Below are 17,808 nucleotides of genomic sequence, written 5' to 3' on the forward strand. Positions count from 1 at the left end.
ATCGATTCATTTTTTATCTTCTACTAATCTATACAAATAGAATGGTATTAGACGCACAGACTAATCCTCTTTGCGTTTTGCAGTTAATAAAGCTGCTGATAAGGCCAAGGTAACACCTGCCAAGAAAATAGCTGTTTCTGACTGTTTTTCACCAGTTTCTGGCAATCTCTTGTCTTCTTTAACAACTTGAACTGGTACTTCTGGAGCCTGAGCTTTTTCTAACGAACTTAGTTTAAACTCTGGTTTTTCTACTGTCGGTGCTGGTTGGTCACCTACGGTTGACAATGGACCTGTATACTCTGGTAGTTCATGTTTCAAGGCCATAACGGAGTTGACTCCACCTTGGAACTCTGGTTTCTCTACTGTTGGAGTGGCTTGATCGCCTACGGTAGCTAGAACTCCTGTGTATTCTGGAACTTCATTGACCGCTGCTTCTACAAAGTTAGAACCACCTTTAAATTCTGGAACTTCGTTTACTGCTGCTTCTACAAAGTTAGCACTGCCTTTGAATTCTGGAACTTCATTGACCGCTGCTTCTACAAAGCTAGCACCGCCTTTGAATTCTGGAACTTCGTTTACCGCTGCTTCTACAAAGTTAGCACCGTCTTTGAATTCTGGAACTTCATTGACTGCTGCTTCTACAAAGTTAGCACTGCCTTTGAATTCTGGAACTTCGTTTACTGGCGCAGGTTCCTCACCCTTACTATTTGAAATAGATGGTTTTACTCCTATCTCAATAATACGATCTTGAGCTTTTCTTTGTTCAGAATGAACAAGAGTTCTAGTAGTTCCTGATACTTGAATATAGTCAACTTTTTCTCCAGCTTGTCCTTCAGAAACTACACGACGTTTACCTTGAGCAAGTTCAGGAGTTTCACGAATAACTTCTTTAAACGGAAGCGGAGTCTTTTCAATTTCCAAACTTGGAGTTTCTGCTACTAAATTCTTAACGCCTTCTGTCGGTGTTGTTTGGAAGGTAGACTTAAAGTGTAAACGATATTCTTTCACCAAATTTCCTTCTTTGGAAACAAGACGAACGAGTGTTGGAAGATTTGTATTTCCATGATCCACTACTGTGACTACTCCATGTCCACTAGTTGTCGCAGTGACTTTTGGTTTAGTTCCCATTGTTGTTAGGGTGTACTCTGTCACATTTGGATCAAAGTTTTCCAATGATTTTCCATCGATCGAAATAGTCGCTGATGGTGTTTCGACTTCTGCTTCCTTGCCTGCAGAGTAGGCTGTAAATTCGACTACTGCTAGCCCGTTAGTAGTAGACTTACGAGTCATTTGAGCACGAATAGCTGTCGCTTGAACCGGTTCAAAGTTAAACTCGATTGGTTTCCCAGCTACTAATTCTCCAGAAGCTTTGTAAGGAATTGGTGCCCAATTTTCTGCCTTGTTAAATGGATGATCAGCATTTTCTTCATAACGAGAGATAGTAGTTGGTTCTGTAAAGGCAGGGCCAATATATCTTTCTAGAACCATTTTCTCTGGGGCATCTGTTCCACTGTCTTTAAAGAACTGAATGGCTACTTTTCCAATAGACTGAGAGGCAATTTTACCATCCTTCTTAAAGAGTAGTCCGACAGAAGTTTCTTCATTTTTCGGAGTACGAGACCAGTTTGTCCAACGTCCCTCCTCATTAAATTTTCCATCATTGATATAGAAAATTCTATCATGTGAAGCTGCTTGTGTATCGTTCGTTGTCGAAGCAAAGGCTTTAGAATCCGTTTCATTGTTGCTTGGATTTTCTGAAATGACTTGATTTACTTTAGAAACAACTGTCACCTGCATTTTAGTGGTTAGATTTGTACCAATGACATGACCGGTAATTTCAAATGTTCCCTCATGCTCTGTCGCATGTTCAGGAATAGCATCCCACTTCACTGCCAGTTTATCTGTAGTCCAAGTATTTGAAGTTGGATAATAAACAGTGACTTCTGATGGAAGTTGAAGGGTATCTCCGAGCTTCAAAGTAGTTGCACCATTTTCAGCTGCTAAAGGTAGACTTGTATCTTTTTCATCATTACGGTAGATCCGATATTCTTTTAAAATAGTGCCATCTTCAGCCTTCAAAATAAGACGTGTTGCACCTTTTGGACTGGTTGCAGGAACAACTGTTACCAAACCATTATTGCTAGCTGTTGCAGTGATTTCTTTGCTAGATTGAGGAATATAGTAATCGGTCTTAGATGGATTAAAGTGTTCAAGATCCTTGCCATCTACCTTGATAGAAATCTCTGAACTTGTAGAGCTTACTACCTTGTTTCCAAGGACAGTTAGCTCTGTCAGACCAACACCTGAAGTTCCATCAGCCTTCTTCATACGAATACGAACAGCATAGGTTTCTACCTTGTCAAATGTGAAGTGATTTGTTTGAGTTGCAGATAGCTGACTTGGAGCATGTAAGTTTTCAACTACTTTCCAATTGTCTGGATTATTAAATGGATGATTGCTATCTCGTTGCGCATGACTGACATCACTTGGTAAATCAGGAATTTCTTTACCTACATAATATTCAACTACATATTCTTTTGGAAGACCAATTGCTCCATCAGTATAGAAATCAACTGATAAATTATTGACAAAACGTTTCGTCAAGTCTCCTGAATTACCAAACAAGATAGAAGCCCAATCATTATCAGTATTTGTTCTCCAAGTAGTCCATCTATTTTTAGCATCTGTTGACGTTCTTGACACAGTCAGGTCGTTCAAGGCATTAGCTGAGTCATCTCCTCCTGTATTGGATACAATGGCAGCTGGCAATTGCGAACCTGTCCATTGTTTAGAGATATTATTCCCAGCAACAACTTGACTAGATACTCGAACATGAGCTTTAGTGGTCAGACTGCTACCCACTAAACGACCATTGATTTCATAGACTCCTTCTGTTTGACTAAAGTTGGCTGGAACCTGATCCCAAACTACATCTTTATAGATAGTTGTTCCATTAGAATGGTAAGCACGAACATTAGCTGGCAATTGAACTGTCTCACCCTTAGGAAGAGTAAGGCTGATTTCCTCTGCAACTTGCAAGCCTTCAACTGTCACCGTTGCTTGAGCTTCAATATCTGTGCCTTCTACATGTCCTTTAAGCGTAAAGCTATGATAATGTCCCAATTCTTTTTCATCTACCTTGTCCCAAGTTACAGATACTTTGCGTGGTAAGCCCTTATCAAATTCTGCTCCAACTTCTTTAGGTAGATTCGGTTGCTGATTAATGTCTGTAGAAATAGATACAGGATGAAGTTTCAAAATCTTCTTGCTGACTTTATTTTCTTTAATCACCACTTCAGTAGTTACAGATTCTGTTTTCTCTGTTTGATTATCGATCCGAGGTGTCAAAGTCACTCTTCCCTTAGTATAGAGCAACAAGTTCTGTCCATTCACCTCAAGATGCCCACCATCAGATGATTTAGCTTCTAAGTGAATATCTGAAGCTGAAAATTCTGTTTGAGAACCATCCTCATAACTACCAATGACACGATAAGTTAAGACCTGATCTTCAGTAGCAGTTTCTTTTCCTTCCACAACTACTTCCAAACGTTTCAAGGCAGGAGCTTCCTTCACAAACTGAATTAGGTAAGTTTGAACCAAGTCACCCTTTTGGTCACTCAAGAAGACAGAGGCCTGATAACCATTATCAGCAGAAGCTTGCTGAACAGTTACTTGATAACCAGTAGTCTGAGCTCCAACACTTGGAATTGTTCCAGTGTAAGGAAGAGATACACGATAATAAGTCTTGCCAGACTCGAAGTTCTCAAGAGCTTTATCCCCAACAGTAAGTCCTGTAATGCTACTTGTTGTTTCCTTACTGCTTGCGATAAAGGTGGCAGTCACTTCACGGTCGTCATCTACCAATTTACCAATAGCCTCCGTACGTCCCCCTTCCTTGGTCAAAGCAGCAGGATCTTTCAAGGTCCAAGAAACAACATCAGTATCAATCAAACTACCATCTGTCAGAACAGCTGTGACTGTTTTATCCAAATCAGCTGCAGTTGTACCAACTGGTACTGTAGCAACTTTTGGTAACCATCTATCTAAGGCAATCACTTTTACAAGTGCCTCAGCTTTGGTTTCCAAACCTTCTACACGTCCAGATACTTTCTTCTCACCTGCGCTTGTAAGTAAGTCAGCTGGCACGTCCCAAGTTACAGACTTCTCTTCAACACTACCATCACTATAAATAGCTGTTACTGTCTGAGGTAATACAGGATTTGTGCTAACATCAGTTGTTGCTTTTACAGGAGCATAGGATACAAAGTGACGGTTTTCTTTCTTACCAGACACAGTTGCGACCGTTGCGCTATCAGAAGTTAAGCCAGCAGAATCTGCATAAAGAGTAAATTTACCTTCTTTTTCTGTTGATTTTACAATGACAACCCCTTTACCATTGAAAGCACGTCTTTGCCATGTCCCATCTGCTTGAGCTTTGTAGCGCTCACGGCTAGCTTGTTCTCCATTATCCACACCAACAATCTGTCCCTGACCATGAAGATTGAAATGAACAAGATTGTTAGCTGTCGGAACCACATTCCCATCGCCATCAACAATTTCGTAATGGATGTAGGATAGGTCTTTTCCATCTGCAGTGATAACATGCTCTTCTTTAGTCAGACGAACCCTTGCTGGCTCCCCAGCAGTTGTCACACTATCACGCGCAATTTCGTTGCCTTTTTCATCTCGAGCAATCGCAGTCAGTGTGCCTGGTTGGTATTTCACAAGCCACTCAAGATACAATTCACTTGGTTTAGCCCCCTCATGATATGGACGTCCATCTTCTGTCGTTTTCTTAGTAAATTCCTTTTTACCAAGCGACTCACCATTTAAGAACAATTCGACACTTGCAGCATTTGAGAAGGTACGAACCGGAACCTTTCCATCGACCAGCATCTTGCGATCCTTAAGTGTCTCTTCAGTCCAGTTCCAATGTGGTAAAATGCGAACAGTTGGCTTTTCTTTAGCACTATACCATTCACTACGGTAAAGGTAAAAATCATTCTTCGGTAAACCAGCCGTATCGATGATGCCGAAGTAAGAGCTCTTCACAGGTGTATTATCTTGGTTATGCCATGGAGTTGGTTCACCGATATAGTCAATTCCTGTCCAGATAAATTGTCCAGCATAGCCAGCGCGATCACGGTCAAAAGTCCATGACTCAGTAGCTGTTCTTCCCCATCCAACACGGTCATTACCATAGTCAGATTGTTCATAGTGACGATTTGGACGGTTATCGTGTCCAAGGATTTGAGCAGGATTGTAATAAGAATCACGCGTTCTAGTAGCTGAAGAGGTTTCAGAACCATAAATGAGCCAGTCTGGATGCGCTCTACGAACCGCATCATAAAAACGTTCACCATAGTTCATACCGACAGCATCCATGATTTCTGCAACTTTTAAGAAATCACCTGTTGCTGCACGACTAAATTTATTCTCACCCATGGTAACATAACGTTCGGTATCAATCGCTTTAATGACAGCCTTCAAACGTTTAGCAGTTTCGATAGAACGAGGACTACCATTTGCCTCTTCTACTTCATTTCCAAGAGACCACATGACGATAGACGGATTGTTCTTATCACGTTCTACCATTGTTCTAAGATCAAAATCAGACCACTTCTCCCCCTTCTTAGCTTCAGGATGAGTTGCATCTTGATCAAAGAACCGTCCATAGTCGTAAGTCTTCTTGCCACCATACCAAGTATCAAAAGCTTCCTCTTGCACCAAAAGACCTAAACTAGCTGCAGCATCAAGCAACTGAGGACTAGCTGGATTGTGGGTTGTTCGAATAGAGTTAACCCCCATATCTTTCAGGAGTTTTAATTTCCGATAGGTAGCCTTATAATTCTCTTCTGCACCCAAAGCTCCATTGTCATGGTGAATACTTACTCCGTGGAATTTCATGCGTTCACCATTCAGAGAGAAACCATCCTTAGCAGTCCAATTGAAATAACGGTAACCAAATGTATCTTCTGTTACATCAACTAGTTGACCTTCTTTATAAACCTTTGTTTTCAGCACATACAGTTGAGGATGATAACTTTTTGTCGTCCAAAGAGTTGGTTTATTAACTAGGATTGTTTGTCTGAAATCTGCAACTTCATTTTCTGCTAAATTCTTCGTTTCAGAGCGCACTAATTCTGAAACAACCTTGCCTTCCTTAGTAAAGATTTGTTGTTCCACAAAGACTTTAGCAGCCTTCTTATCCGTATTTTTAATCTTACTTTGAACCTGTGTTTCAACATTCCCTTCTTTTTGCTCAGCAAGTTTTGGAGTAGTGATATGATTACCATTTTCGGCAACATGGACTTTATCACGATAACTAAGAGTTACATCACGATAAATCCCACTTCCTGAATACCAACGACTACTTGGTTGCTTATTGGTCACTTGAACAGTAATTGAATTTTCACTACCATCCTTGTTTAAAAATTCTGTGATATCATATGAAAAATGATTATAGCCACTTGGATAATGTCCTATAAATTTACCATTTACATAGACCTTTGAATCCATGTAAACCCCATCAAAATTGATACGAACATCCTTATTCTTGTCTGCTTCATTTAATGTGAAAGTCTTACGATACCAAGCTGTTCCACCATTTAACTGTCCACCTTCATTACGCGCGGGAGATTTGTGATCAAAGTCAAAATAAATACTCCAATCATGAGGAAGATTCAATTTAGACCAGTCATGAACATCCACATCTTTTTTTGAAAAATCTCCTTGGGCATTTAGTTTAAAATACCAATCTTTATTAAAATCTTGTTTTCGATCCGATAATAGCTGTTTTTCCTTTTCAACTTCAGCTTTGTTTGACTCTCCAGATAGTGCTTGCGATTTTTCAGAAGAAGGTTTGATCTCAGTGTCTGCTTTCACTTGGTCCTTTTCAGAAGTTTTTTTAGAATCCTCTTTTACTTCTGTTCCAGCTGTTACTGCAGATTCAACAGGCTTTGGATTTGTCTCTTCAGATTTCTGTTTGTCCTCAGTTTTGGTTCTTTCTTCTACTTTATTTGGAGTTTCCACTTTAGGACTAGCCAATTCATGACTACCATCGTTAGCAGGTCTAGTAGTTTCTGTATCCTTAGTCACTTTATCTTCTGTCGACTCAGCTTTGGGTTTTACAAACTCACGCCCGCCATTCTCATCAGCCTTTGCGATAGCAGCTGCCACATCATCAGGAAGCTTATCTAAAGGCTGAGGTTGATGAACAGTTGTTTCTTCTGTTTGAGTATTGGATGAAGCCACTTCCTCAGCTTGTACAGCTGAAATACCAAATATACTAGCCCCAATCATTACAGATGCCGCACCTATTGCAAATTTACGAATGCTATAATGACAACGTTTATCAAAAAGTCTTTTGTTCATTAAAATCCTCATTTCTTTTTCTTGATACAAAGTAAGCGTTTACTTTATTTTAAAAAATAACCTCCTTCTGAATACACAAACAAGTACCAAGTTCGATAATATATTTTATATATTGAATATATCAAAACACACCTAAAATTGCAATCATTTTCCATCAATTTAACCTAATAAAATGGTATGCAAGATAAGTTCATTCAAAAGAAATAGGTGCAATGAAAGTAGCTTTCTATTCTAGACTCTTTCCAATACAAATTTCATTCCATTAATAGCATTTTCATACTTCAAATTTATAGTTTATGGATTCATATCATCATAGACTGCATTCATTTACATACACTACATAAAAAGAAGGTAAAACATTATTCTACCTTCTTTTTTCCTATTTTCTATCCAATGTCCGAAGTGCTGCCTGATAGGTTTGCTCCATCAGCATGGTAATGGTCATAGGACCGACACCTCCAGGAACTGGCGTAATATGGCTAGCAAGTGGGGCAACTGCCTCATAATCAACATCCCCACAGAGCTTACCATCTTCATCGCGGTTCATCCCGACATCGATGACAACTGCACCTGGTTTTACAAAGTCAGCAGTCACAAACTTGGCACGACCGATTGCAACAACCAGAATATCTGCTTTAGCAGCCACCTTGGCAAGATTATGAGTACGTGAATGGGTCAAAGTCACTGTAGCATTCTTTGCCAAAAGAAGCTGGGCCATAGGTTTTCCAACAATATTGGAACGACCGATGACGACCGCATTTTTACCTTCCAAGTCAATCCCGTATTCATGGAACATTTCCATAATTCCTGCAGGTGTAGAAGGAATCATGACTGGATGACCAGACCAAAGACGCCCCATGTTTAGGGGATGGAAACCATCTACGTCCTTTTCAGGATCAATAGCTAATAAAACTGCCTCTTCGTCAATATGTTTTGGTAATGGTAACTGGACCAAAATTCCATGCCAAGCTGGATCTTGATTGTATTTGGCAATCAAGTCTAACAATTCCTCTTGAGTAATGGTATCTGGAACTCGCACAACTTCACTACGGAATCCAGCCGCAAGGGCTGACCTCTCCTTGTTACGAACGTAGACTTGGCTGGCAGGATTGTCCCCAACCAAAATCACTACCAAACCAGGTACTAGCCCCGTTTCTGCCTTTAATCTTGCAGTCTTTTCAGCCAGCTGTCCTTGTAACTTCGCTGCTAGAGCCTTCCCATCAATAATCTGTGTCATATCACTTCTCTTTTCTTTCAAATATCTTCCATTATACCAAAAACTACTGGTCCCCTCTAACACTTCTTTCCTAGGCTATCCTATAGTTTCAAACTATAAGAAAAAGCTCTGGTCGAGCTTTTCACTAATCTTGTCTTGAAATTTTAAAATAGATTATAAAACCTTACTCAAGAAGTCTTTAGTCCGTTGTTCTTGGGTTTGTTCAAAAATCTGTTCTGGTGTTCCGTCTTCAACAACCACACCGTCTGCCATAAAGATAACACGGTCTGCCACCTCACGAGCAAATCCCATTTCATGTGTTACGATAACCATAGTCATCCCTGACTTAGCAAGGTCTTGCATAACAGCCAATACCTCACCTACCATTTCAGGGTCCAAGGCTGAAGTTGGCTCGTCAAAAAGCAAAACATCAGGTTCCATAGCTAAACCACGCGCAATAGCAATCCGCTGTTGCTGACCACCTGACAAACTCTGTGGATAAGCAGTTGCCTTATCTGGTAAACCAACTTTTTCCAAAAGCTCTTGGGCTCTCTCCTCAGCAACTGCCTTGCTCTCACCTTTGGTCTTGATAGGTGACAAGGTGATATTTTCCATCACAGTCATATTAGGAAAAAGATTAAATTGTTGGAAAACCATGCCCATCTTCTCACGCATGGCAAACAGGTCATTCTTCTTGTCCGTAATATCAACTCCCTCAAAGATAACCTTACCCTTGGTCGCTTCTTCCAACAAATTCATAGAGCGAAGCAAGGTAGATTTCCCACTCCCTGAAGGACCGATAATAACGACAACCTCTCCACGTTTAATCTCGAGATTGATGCCCTTCAATACTTCATTCTTTCCAAAGGATTTATGTAAATTTTCAATTTTTATCAAGGTTTCTGTCATTATTTCTTATCTCCTTGTCCCATACGTTTTTCAAAAGCTTTCAAGGCTACTGTCAAAATAGAGGTCATAATCAAGTAATAAAAGGCTGCAAATAAAAGTGGTGTTAAAGGTAGATAGGTTGTTGTAGAAACTGTTGTAGCCCCATTCCATAACTCCATAACACCGATAGCTGATAAGAGGGAACTATCCTTGATAATAGTGATAAATTCGTTCCCCAATGCTGGCAAGATATTTTTGATTGCTTGTGGCAAAATCACATAGCGCATCGCATTTTTAGGACGAATCCCTAAAGAATAGGCCGCCTCTAACTGACCTTTTGGAACCGCATTAATCCCAGCACGAACAGTCTCAGAAACATAGGCACCACTGTTCATAGAGATAATCAAAATCCCTGGAATCAGACGAGAAAGATCAACACCCAAAATTCCAACCTGAATAGTCGGAGCATTGATGTGCATAAGGGCAAAGGCAATCATAATCTGAACCATCATCGGTGTCCCGCGGAAAATCCAAACGTACAAGTTGGCGAGCCAAACAAGCGGTTTAAACTTTGAACGTTGCCCAAAAGCCAAGACAACACCCAAAATAGTCCCAAAAAAGACAACACAGATAGAAATGAGAACCGTCACGACAGCCCCATAGTTAAAATAAGGTAAATACTTAGGTAAAAAAGAAAAATTCATAGTCACACTGCTTTCTAAAATAGAATACTGTATGATTATAACATGTATTGAATTAAAATTCAAATCTTTTGTCTAATTTATTCAAAAAACCTTTAAGCTAGTAGAATTAGCGAGAAATCTTAGTTTTTTCTAGGCAAGTTGACCTCCTTTATGGTAAAATAGTAACGATAAGAAATGAAGGAGAATCAAAATGGAATCACATTTGGTTAGAATCATCAACCGCCTTGAAGCAATGACAAAAGACGGTGGAAATTTAAAACGTAATTTTGAACGCGAAGGAGTTGTTGTTGCAGAAGTTGCATACAGCCACGACGAAGAAAACGGCTCAATCTTTACCCTTCGTGATGTCGAAGCTCGCGAAACTTATACGTTTGACAGCATTGACTTGATTGCAATGGAGATTTACGAACTCCTTTACTAATACAAAACAAGCTGGGATTACACCCTGCATGTCTAACCAAAATCCTTTTTGTCTCACAAATAGGATTTTTTTATAGTCCAAATCCACAAATATTTTCATTATAATAACTTCTCAAAGCCTCAATCTTTTTACTTGATTTACACCCCAATCCTGTTATAATGAGAGTATAGAAATTTGACTATTATTGACCTTTGGACAGGTCAAGCTAAAGAAAGAAATGAGGTAGATGTATGCTTTGTCAAAACTGTAAAATCAATGACTCAACAATTCATCTTTATACCAATCTCAATGGAAAGCAAAAACAAATTGACCTCTGTCAAAACTGCTATAAGATTATCAAGACAGATCCTAACAATAGCCTCTTTAAAGGTATAACTGATCTGAACAATCGTGACTTTGATCCTTTCGGTGATTTCTTCAATGACCTAAATAATTTTAGACCTTCTAGCAATACTCCTCCGACTCCCCCAACCCAATCAGGTAGAGGTTACGGTGGAAATGGCGGTTATGGTTCCCAAAATCGTGGACCTGCTCAAACTCCTCCACCAAGCCAAGAAAAAGGCCTGCTGGAAGAATTTGGTATCAACGTAACTGAAATTGCCCGTCGTGGAGATATTGACCCCGTTATTGGGCGCGACGATGAGATTATCCGTGTCATAGAAATTCTCAATCGCAGAACCAAGAATAATCCTGTTCTTATCGGTGAACCAGGTGTCGGAAAAACTGCCGTTGTCGAAGGTCTAGCTCAGAAAGTAGTTGATGGAGATGTTCCCCATAAACTACAAGGCAAACAAGTCATCCGTCTGGATGTGGTTAGCCTAGTTCAAGGAACGGGTATCCGTGGACAATTTGAAGAACGCATGCAAAAACTCATGGAAGAAATTCGCAAACGTGAGGATATCATCCTCTTTATCGATGAAATCCATGAAATTGTCGGTGCTGGTTCTGCAGGCGATGGCAATATGGATGCAGGAAATATCCTCAAGCCCGCCCTTGCTCGTGGAGAACTGCAATTGGTCGGTGCTACTACCCTCAATGAATACCGTATCATTGAAAAGGATGCAGCCCTAGAGCGTCGTATGCAACCTGTTAAGGTCGATGAACCAACAGTGGAAGAAACAATCACTATCCTCAAAGGAATTCAAAAGAAATACGAAGACTACCACCACGTTCAGTATACCGATGCTGCAATTGAAGCAGCTGCAACTCTTTCCAATCGCTACATCCAAGATCGCTTCTTGCCTGACAAGGCCATCGACCTCCTGGATGAAGCTGGTTCTAAGATGAACTTGACCTTGAATTTTGTCGATCCTAAAGTAATTGATCAGCGCTTGATTGAGGCTGAAAATCTCAAATCTCAAGCTACACGAGAGGAAGATTTTGAGAAGGCGGCTTATTTCCGCGACCAGATTGCCAAGTATAAGGAAATGCAAAAGAAAAAGGTCACAGACCAAGATACTCCTATCATCAGTGAGAAAACCATTGAGCACATTATCGAGCAGAAAACCAACATTCCTGTTGGCGATTTGAAAGAGAAAGAACAATCTCAACTCATCCATCTAGCTGAAGACCTCAAGTCTCATGTTATTGGACAGGACGATGCAGTTGATAAGATAGCCAAGGCTATTCGCCGTAATCGTGTCGGTCTCGGTACGCCTAACCGCCCAATCGGAAGCTTCCTCTTCGTCGGACCAACTGGTGTCGGTAAGACAGAACTTTCCAAACAACTAGCCATTGAACTTTTTGGTTCTGCTGACAGCATGATTCGCTTTGATATGAGTGAATATATGGAAAAACACAGTGTGGCGAAATTAGTCGGTGCCCCTCCAGGTTATGTCGGCTATGACGAGGCTGGGCAATTAACTGAAAAAGTCCGCCGCAATCCCTACTCTCTTATTCTCTTGGATGAAGTAGAGAAAGCCCATCCAGATGTCATGCATATGTTCCTTCAAGTCTTGGACGATGGTCGTTTAACAGATGGACAAGGACGTACCGTTAGCTTCAAGGACGCCATCATCATCATGACTTCAAATGCAGGTACAGGTAAGGCAGAAGCCAGCGTTGGATTTGGGGCTGCTAGAGAAGGACGTACCAACTCTGTTCTCGGTGAACTCGGTAACTTCTTTAGCCCAGAGTTTATGAACCGTTTTGATGGTATTATCGAATTTAAGGCTCTCAGCAAGGACAACCTCCTTCAGATTGTCGAGCTTATGCTTGCAGACGTTAACAAGCGCCTTTCTAGCAACAACATTCATTTAGATGTAACTGAAAAGGTCAAGGAAAAATTAGTTGACCTCGGTTATGATCCAAAAATGGGGGCGCGGCCACTCCGTCGTACCATTCAAGACCATATTGAAGATGCTATCACAGACTACTACCTTGAAAACCCAAGTGAAAAAGACCTCAAGGCAGTTATGACCAGCAAGGGCAACATTCAGATTAAATCTGCCAAAAAAGCTGAAGTAAAAACTTCTGAAAAAGAAGTATAAATCCTATAGAAAAGGAGTAGAAAATGAAAATTTTCTGCTCCTTTTTATTAAAATAACTATAAATTCTTGACAGCTCGGTCTTTGTCCATTAAGATAATAATAAAGATAATAAATAATGAGGAAAATCCAATGGCAAACCCAACTTTCGGAGAAAAGAAAGCAAATACAGACTATGTTTCACGCTATGGCGTATATGCAGTTATCCCTGATGCTGAACAAAAACAAATTGTTCTTGTTCAAGCACCTAATGGTGCTTGGTTCCTACCAGGTGGCGAAATTGAAGCAGGTGAAAACCATCAGGAAGCCCTAAAACGTGAATTGATTGAAGAGCTTGGCTTCACAGCTGAAATTGGTACCTATTACGGACAAGCTGACGAATATTTCTACTCTCGTCACCGTGACACCTACTACTACAATCCTGCCTACCTCTATGAAGCGACTTCTTTCAAAGAAGTGCAAAAGCCACTAGAAGACTTTAATCATATTGCCTGGTTCCCTATTGACAAGGCTATTGAAAATCTCAAACGTGGTAGCCATAAATGGGCCATCGAATCTTGGAAAAAACAGCATAAGATTGGCTAAATCAAGCCACTTTATTCAAAAAGTGCTATAATAGAATTAGAAATCGGAGGAAATGTTATGAAGCTTATCAATACGACAAACTCACACTCGCAACTTGTAAAAAGCCAGCTAGAAAGTACAGATGCAACCCTTGTTGAGGTCTATTCTGCAGGTAATACAGATGTTATTTTTACCCAAGCTCCGCTTCACTATGAAATCCTCATCTCAAACAAACACCGCGCTATTCGCGAACCTGAAATCGAAGCTATTCAAGAATTTTTCTTGAAACGTAAAATTGATAAGGACTCTATTGATGAAGCCAATATCAAAACCCTCTATTCAGAAAAATTAATTGGAATTTCGATTCCAACCAAATAAAATCTTGGAGAGATTAAAAAGTCTTTTAAACCTTATGGAACAAAATTGGGTTTATTTAGCTTTTTAAATCATCTCCAATTTTTTATCTTGAAATCACATTATATAAGATTTTATAGCTAACAAAGGAGACAAGTATGGGAGACATGATATATCGAGAGGCAAGACTTGAAGAATACGAAAAAATTGGAAAATTATTAGCCAATTCCTTTCTTGACTATCCCTTTTTAACGATTATAACTGATGATTTAAAGAAACCTGATTATTATCCTAATTTTGTAGAAACATTACAAACATTGCTCACTAGAGTCTATATTAAAAAAGGAAACTGTTTAGTTGCAGAACAAGATGGAGAATTACTAGCAGTCGCCCTTTTGCAACAAAAAGATTTCTGTATACTATCCTATCTACAAAATGGTGGGACAAACATTTTTCGATACATTCGACCACGAAATCTTTTTAAATACTTTGACTTTGTAAAACGTTCTAAGAAGCATTTAGAAGAATCTGGAGAGTTTGATTGGTATTTGATGACTTTAGCTGTCAATACAGCAAGTAAGGGGCAGGGAATAGGCAGTACTTTTCTGACACAAGGGATTGAACCCTATGTCAAATCAAAAGGCTGTAAGCACTTGGGTCTCATTACCAGCACAGCAAGAAATGCCTCATTCTACGAAAAAAACGATTATGGACTACTAGACTTTATGGAGCTAGAATACGGATCAAAATCAATTGGTAACTGGGTATTTTTAAAAACAATAAATAAATTATAACAGACTAGCAATTTACAAATCCTATTTAAATAAGGATAACTTATATTTATAAAAACCAACGTTCAAAACGTTGGTTTTCTTATCTATTTTACAGCTTCTTTCAAAGCATCTACCTTATCCAAACGTTCCCATGGAAGGTCAATATCTGTACGTCCCATGTGTCCATAAGCCGCTGTTTGACGGTAAATTGGACGTTTAAGATCCAGCATTTGGATAATTCCTGCCGGGCGAAGATCAAAGATTTGACGCGCTGCTTTTTCAAGCTTGCTTTCAGCTACCGTTCCAGTACCAAAAGTATCGATACGAACGGAAACTGGTTGGGCCACACCGATGGCATAGGCCAATTGCACTTCTGCCTTCTTAGCAAGACCTGCTGCAACGATGTTCTTGGCAATGTAGCGAGCCGCATAAGAAGCTGAACGGTCCACTTTAGTCGCATCCTTACCAGAGAAGGCACCTCCACCATGACGAGAGTAGCCACCATAGGTATCCACGATGATCTTACGACCAGTCAAACCTGAATCCCCTTGAGGTCCACCGATTACAAAGCGACCAGTTGGATTGATGAAGAATTTGGTTTGCTCATCCAAGTAAGAAGCTGGAATAACTTCCTTGATAACCTTGCTAATCACATCATTGTGAATTTGTTCATTGCTAATTTCTGGATCGTGCTGAGTGGAAATAACGACTGTATCCACACGTACTGGACGGTCATTTTCATCATACTCAACTGTAACTTGTGATTTAGCATCAGGACGAAGATAACTGATTTCACCAGACTTACGAAGTTCTGCCAAACGACGAACCAACTTGTGGCTGAGTGAGATTGGCAATGGCATGAGTTCTTCTGTCTCATCCACTGCAAACCCAAACATGAGCCCTTGGTCTCCAGCACCAATCAAGTCAAGCGGATCTTGGTCTGCATTCCCACGTACCTCCAAGGCTTCGTTAACACCTTGGGCAATATCAGGAGATTGTTCTACCAAAGATGGATGTACTCCTACAGTCTCAGCAGAAAAACCATATTCTGTATTAGTGTAGCCAATCTCTGCAATGGTATCACGAACCACACGGTTAATATCCACATAGGCATTTGTAGATATTTCACCAAAAACATGGACTGAACCAGTATATACAGCTGTCTCCGCAGCAACGTGCGCCTCTGGATCTTTAGCTAAAATAGCATCCAAAATCGCATCTGAAATTTGGTCTGCAATCTTATCTGGATGCCCCTCAGATACAGATTCAGACGTGAATAATTTACGTTCTGACATAAAAATGTCCCCCCTTAAAAATAGTGTTATAGAGTTACAAAGTACTGATAGGTATTTTCATTTTCTAAGAGTTACAACGCGTAAGAAATAAAAACGATACTTTTTTATTTCTGAAGCTAGTAAGGCGCATAGGGTGACCGCCTTATAGCGGCAACCGTAAAATGACGAGCGACTACTTTAGAGCCGTCATTCTTTGCGAGTTACGACTCGAAACAAAAAAATAGAAATTTCTACCATCTTATCGGGACTATATAACTTTATCATTATACCATTTTTTAACGCAATTTACAGTCTTTAATGTAGTGTTTCTGTTTAGATAGTTCGTTCTCATAAATAAAAAAAGTTGGAGCTCAGTACTCCAACAATTACTATTAAAATGTTTGGCGTTTTGCTTTACGCGCTGCACGACCGCGAGCACGATTTTCAGCGCGCTTGGTTTTGCGGCGCTTTTCATCAACCGCCCATTGAATTTTCTTCTTATAACCTGGTTTGACTTTTTTCTTTTTCTTTTTAACCAAACCGATCATTTCGATATCAAGTTTATCTTGTTTTTTCTCACGGTTGGCACGACGATCACGGTCATAAGTATCTTGAAATTCCCCGTCTTTGACCATCTTAGGAGTAAACTTGATTCCCAACTTCTCCAACTCACGGATATCCGAGTCATCACTTGGCTGATAAAGGGTAATAGCTGTACCTGGTAGGCCATTTCTTCCAGTACGACCAACACGGTGCACAAAGAAAGATAAATCTTGCGGAATGGCATCATTGATGACATGACTAACACCTTCAATGTCAATTCCACGCGCTGCCAAATCTGTTGCGACAATATACTCAAAATCTAGATTTTTTACCTGATTCATGATTCTCTTGCGTTCACGAGGGGCAATATCCCCATGGATTTTTGCCACCTTCAAGCCTTGAGCAGTCAGATATGAATGCAATTCATCAGCACGCGTTTTAGTGTTAACAAAAATCATTGCCAAATACGGTTGCATCAACTGAGTCAACTGGTAAATTTGAGCATTCTTATCTCGGCCCTTGGTCGAAATCAACCAATTATCAATAGTATCAGAAATAACCGTTTTGGTCCTGATTTTCTCCATAACAGGATTTGATAAGTATTTTTTCAAGAATGGTTGCAGTTTTTGTGGAATAGTAGCTGAGAAGACCATGAACTGTAGGTCTTTTGGAAGGCTACCAGCAATCTTATCAACAGTTTCCAAGAATCCCATATCCAAGGTCATATCAGCCTCATCGACCACAAAGGTCTTAGCCTTATGAATAACTAAACCACCAGATTTAACCAAGTCATAGATACGGCCTGGCGTACCGATAACAATATGAGGTTGGTTGCTTGCCAATTTGTCAATCTGGCGAGCCTTATCTGTACCACCCACGTAATTAACCACACGAACTTCCACCTCTGAGTGGGCTGCAATCTGACGAGCTGCTTGGTAAATCTGAGTAGCCAACTCACGGCTCGGTGCCGTAATCACTGCCTGTACACTATCACCAGCTTCATCTAGTTGCTGGAAAATCGGTAACAAGAATGTATGAGTCTTACCTGAACCTGTTTTTGATTCACCGACTAGGTCACGACCGGCCAAAACAATAGGAATCAACTTATCTTGCACCTCTGTTGGAGTTGTAAATTTCAACTCCTCCAAGGCTTCTCTAATATAGTTTTTAAATTGAAATTTCGTAAATGACATAATATCCTCGATTCTATC

11 protein-coding genes are annotated in these 17,808 nt (G+C 40.1%); 5 read left to right on the forward strand and 6 right to left on the reverse strand.

Annotated features, from left to right (window positions below; translation table 11 throughout):
- Nucleotides 1–60: 60 nt before the first annotated feature.
- The 4 genes from M594_RS07035 to M594_RS07050 all read right to left on the reverse strand — a co-directional run bounded on the left by M594_RS07035 (nucleotide 61) and on the right by M594_RS07050 (nucleotide 10,182).
- Nucleotides 61–7,374, reverse strand: coding sequence for an SIALI-17 repeat-containing surface protein (locus M594_RS07035; RefSeq protein WP_173876353.1), 7,314 nt, complete (start codon nucleotides 7,372–7,374; stop codon nucleotides 61–63).
- Between the two features lie 379 nt (nucleotides 7,375–7,753).
- On the reverse strand, nucleotides 7,754–8,611 hold the full coding sequence (locus M594_RS07040) for a bifunctional methylenetetrahydrofolate dehydrogenase/methenyltetrahydrofolate cyclohydrolase (protein ID WP_173876354.1): 858 nt from the start codon (nucleotides 8,609–8,611) through the stop codon (nucleotides 7,754–7,756).
- A gap of 153 nt (nucleotides 8,612–8,764) precedes the next feature.
- Nucleotides 8,765–9,499, reverse strand: a complete 735-nt coding sequence (locus M594_RS07045) for an amino acid ABC transporter ATP-binding protein (RefSeq protein ID WP_173876355.1) — start codon at nucleotides 9,497–9,499, stop codon at nucleotides 8,765–8,767.
- Nucleotides 9,499–10,182 carry an amino acid ABC transporter permease gene (locus M594_RS07050; RefSeq protein ID WP_001011639.1) on the reverse strand — a complete coding sequence of 228 codons (684 nt, stop codon included), beginning with the start codon at nucleotides 10,180–10,182 and terminating at the stop codon, nucleotides 9,499–9,501. Before M594_RS07050 ends, M594_RS07045 begins: the two co-directional genes overlap by 1 nt.
- 190 nt (nucleotides 10,183–10,372) lie before the next feature.
- On the opposite strand from M594_RS07050, the gene M594_RS07055 reads away from it, so the two are divergent.
- The 5 genes from M594_RS07055 (at nucleotide 10,373) to M594_RS07075 (ending at nucleotide 14,801) form a co-directional block, all read left to right on the forward strand.
- Complete coding sequence (locus tag M594_RS07055) at nucleotides 10,373–10,603, forward strand: DUF1797 family protein (RefSeq protein ID WP_049515694.1); 231 nt, start codon at nucleotides 10,373–10,375, stop codon at nucleotides 10,601–10,603.
- Nucleotides 10,604–10,833: 230 nt separating this feature from the next.
- Nucleotides 10,834–13,092, forward strand: coding sequence for an ATP-dependent Clp protease ATP-binding subunit (locus M594_RS07060; RefSeq protein WP_173876356.1), 2,259 nt, complete (start codon nucleotides 10,834–10,836; stop codon nucleotides 13,090–13,092).
- 129 nt (nucleotides 13,093–13,221) lie between these two features.
- Nucleotides 13,222–13,674: an NUDIX hydrolase gene (locus M594_RS07065; protein WP_173876357.1), complete on the forward strand. Its 453-nt coding sequence runs from the start codon at nucleotides 13,222–13,224 to the stop codon at nucleotides 13,672–13,674.
- Nucleotides 13,675–13,731: 57 nt separating this feature from the next.
- Nucleotides 13,732–14,031: a DUF1827 family protein gene (locus tag M594_RS07070; RefSeq protein ID WP_000767189.1), complete on the forward strand. Its 300-nt coding sequence runs from the start codon at nucleotides 13,732–13,734 to the stop codon at nucleotides 14,029–14,031.
- Nucleotides 14,032–14,165: 134 nt separating this feature from the next.
- Entirely contained in the window at nucleotides 14,166–14,801 is a 636-nt protein-coding gene (locus tag M594_RS07075; RefSeq protein ID WP_173876358.1) for a GNAT family N-acetyltransferase, read from the forward strand.
- Between the two features lie 83 nt (nucleotides 14,802–14,884).
- Here M594_RS07075 and metK read toward each other — a convergent pair whose 3' ends face one another.
- Both metK and M594_RS07085 read right to left on the reverse strand, forming a co-directional pair.
- Nucleotides 14,885–16,075, reverse strand: coding sequence for a methionine adenosyltransferase (gene metK / locus M594_RS07080; RefSeq protein ID WP_173876359.1), 1,191 nt, complete (start codon nucleotides 16,073–16,075; stop codon nucleotides 14,885–14,887).
- A 371-nt stretch (nucleotides 16,076–16,446) separates the two neighbouring features.
- Nucleotides 16,447–17,790, reverse strand: coding sequence for a DEAD/DEAH box helicase (locus M594_RS07085; RefSeq protein WP_173876360.1), 1,344 nt, complete (start codon nucleotides 17,788–17,790; stop codon nucleotides 16,447–16,449).
- Nucleotides 17,791–17,808 lie beyond the last annotated feature (18 nt).

This window comes from Streptococcus mitis, from assembly GCF_013305725.1.
In the GTDB taxonomy this organism is placed as follows: domain Bacteria; phylum Bacillota; class Bacilli; order Lactobacillales; family Streptococcaceae; genus Streptococcus; species Streptococcus mitis_BO.

Coding starts and splice junctions, on each gene's coding strand:
- M594_RS07045 (WP_173876355.1), bottom strand. CDS start 9,499: ATGACAGAAACCTTGATAAAAATTGAAAATTTACATAAATCCTTTGGA.
- M594_RS07035 (WP_173876353.1), bottom strand. CDS start 7,374: ATGAACAAAAGACTTTTTGATAAACGTTGTCATTATAGCATTCGTAAA.
- M594_RS07075 (WP_173876358.1), top strand. CDS start 14,166: ATGGGAGACATGATATATCGAGAGGCAAGACTTGAAGAATACGAAAAA.
- M594_RS07055 (WP_049515694.1), top strand. CDS start 10,373: ATGGAATCACATTTGGTTAGAATCATCAACCGCCTTGAAGCAATGACA.
- M594_RS07085 (WP_173876360.1), bottom strand. CDS start 17,790: ATGTCATTTACGAAATTTCAATTTAAAAACTATATTAGAGAAGCCTTG.
- M594_RS07050 (WP_001011639.1), bottom strand. CDS start 10,182: ATGAATTTTTCTTTTTTACCTAAGTATTTACCTTATTTTAACTATGGG.
- M594_RS07060 (WP_173876356.1), top strand. CDS start 10,834: ATGCTTTGTCAAAACTGTAAAATCAATGACTCAACAATTCATCTTTAT.
- metK (WP_173876359.1), bottom strand. CDS start 16,075: ATGTCAGAACGTAAATTATTCACGTCTGAATCTGTATCTGAGGGGCAT.
- M594_RS07065 (WP_173876357.1), top strand. CDS start 13,222: ATGGCAAACCCAACTTTCGGAGAAAAGAAAGCAAATACAGACTATGTT.
- M594_RS07040 (WP_173876354.1), bottom strand. CDS start 8,611: ATGACACAGATTATTGATGGGAAGGCTCTAGCAGCGAAGTTACAAGGA.
- M594_RS07070 (WP_000767189.1), top strand. CDS start 13,732: ATGAAGCTTATCAATACGACAAACTCACACTCGCAACTTGTAAAAAGC.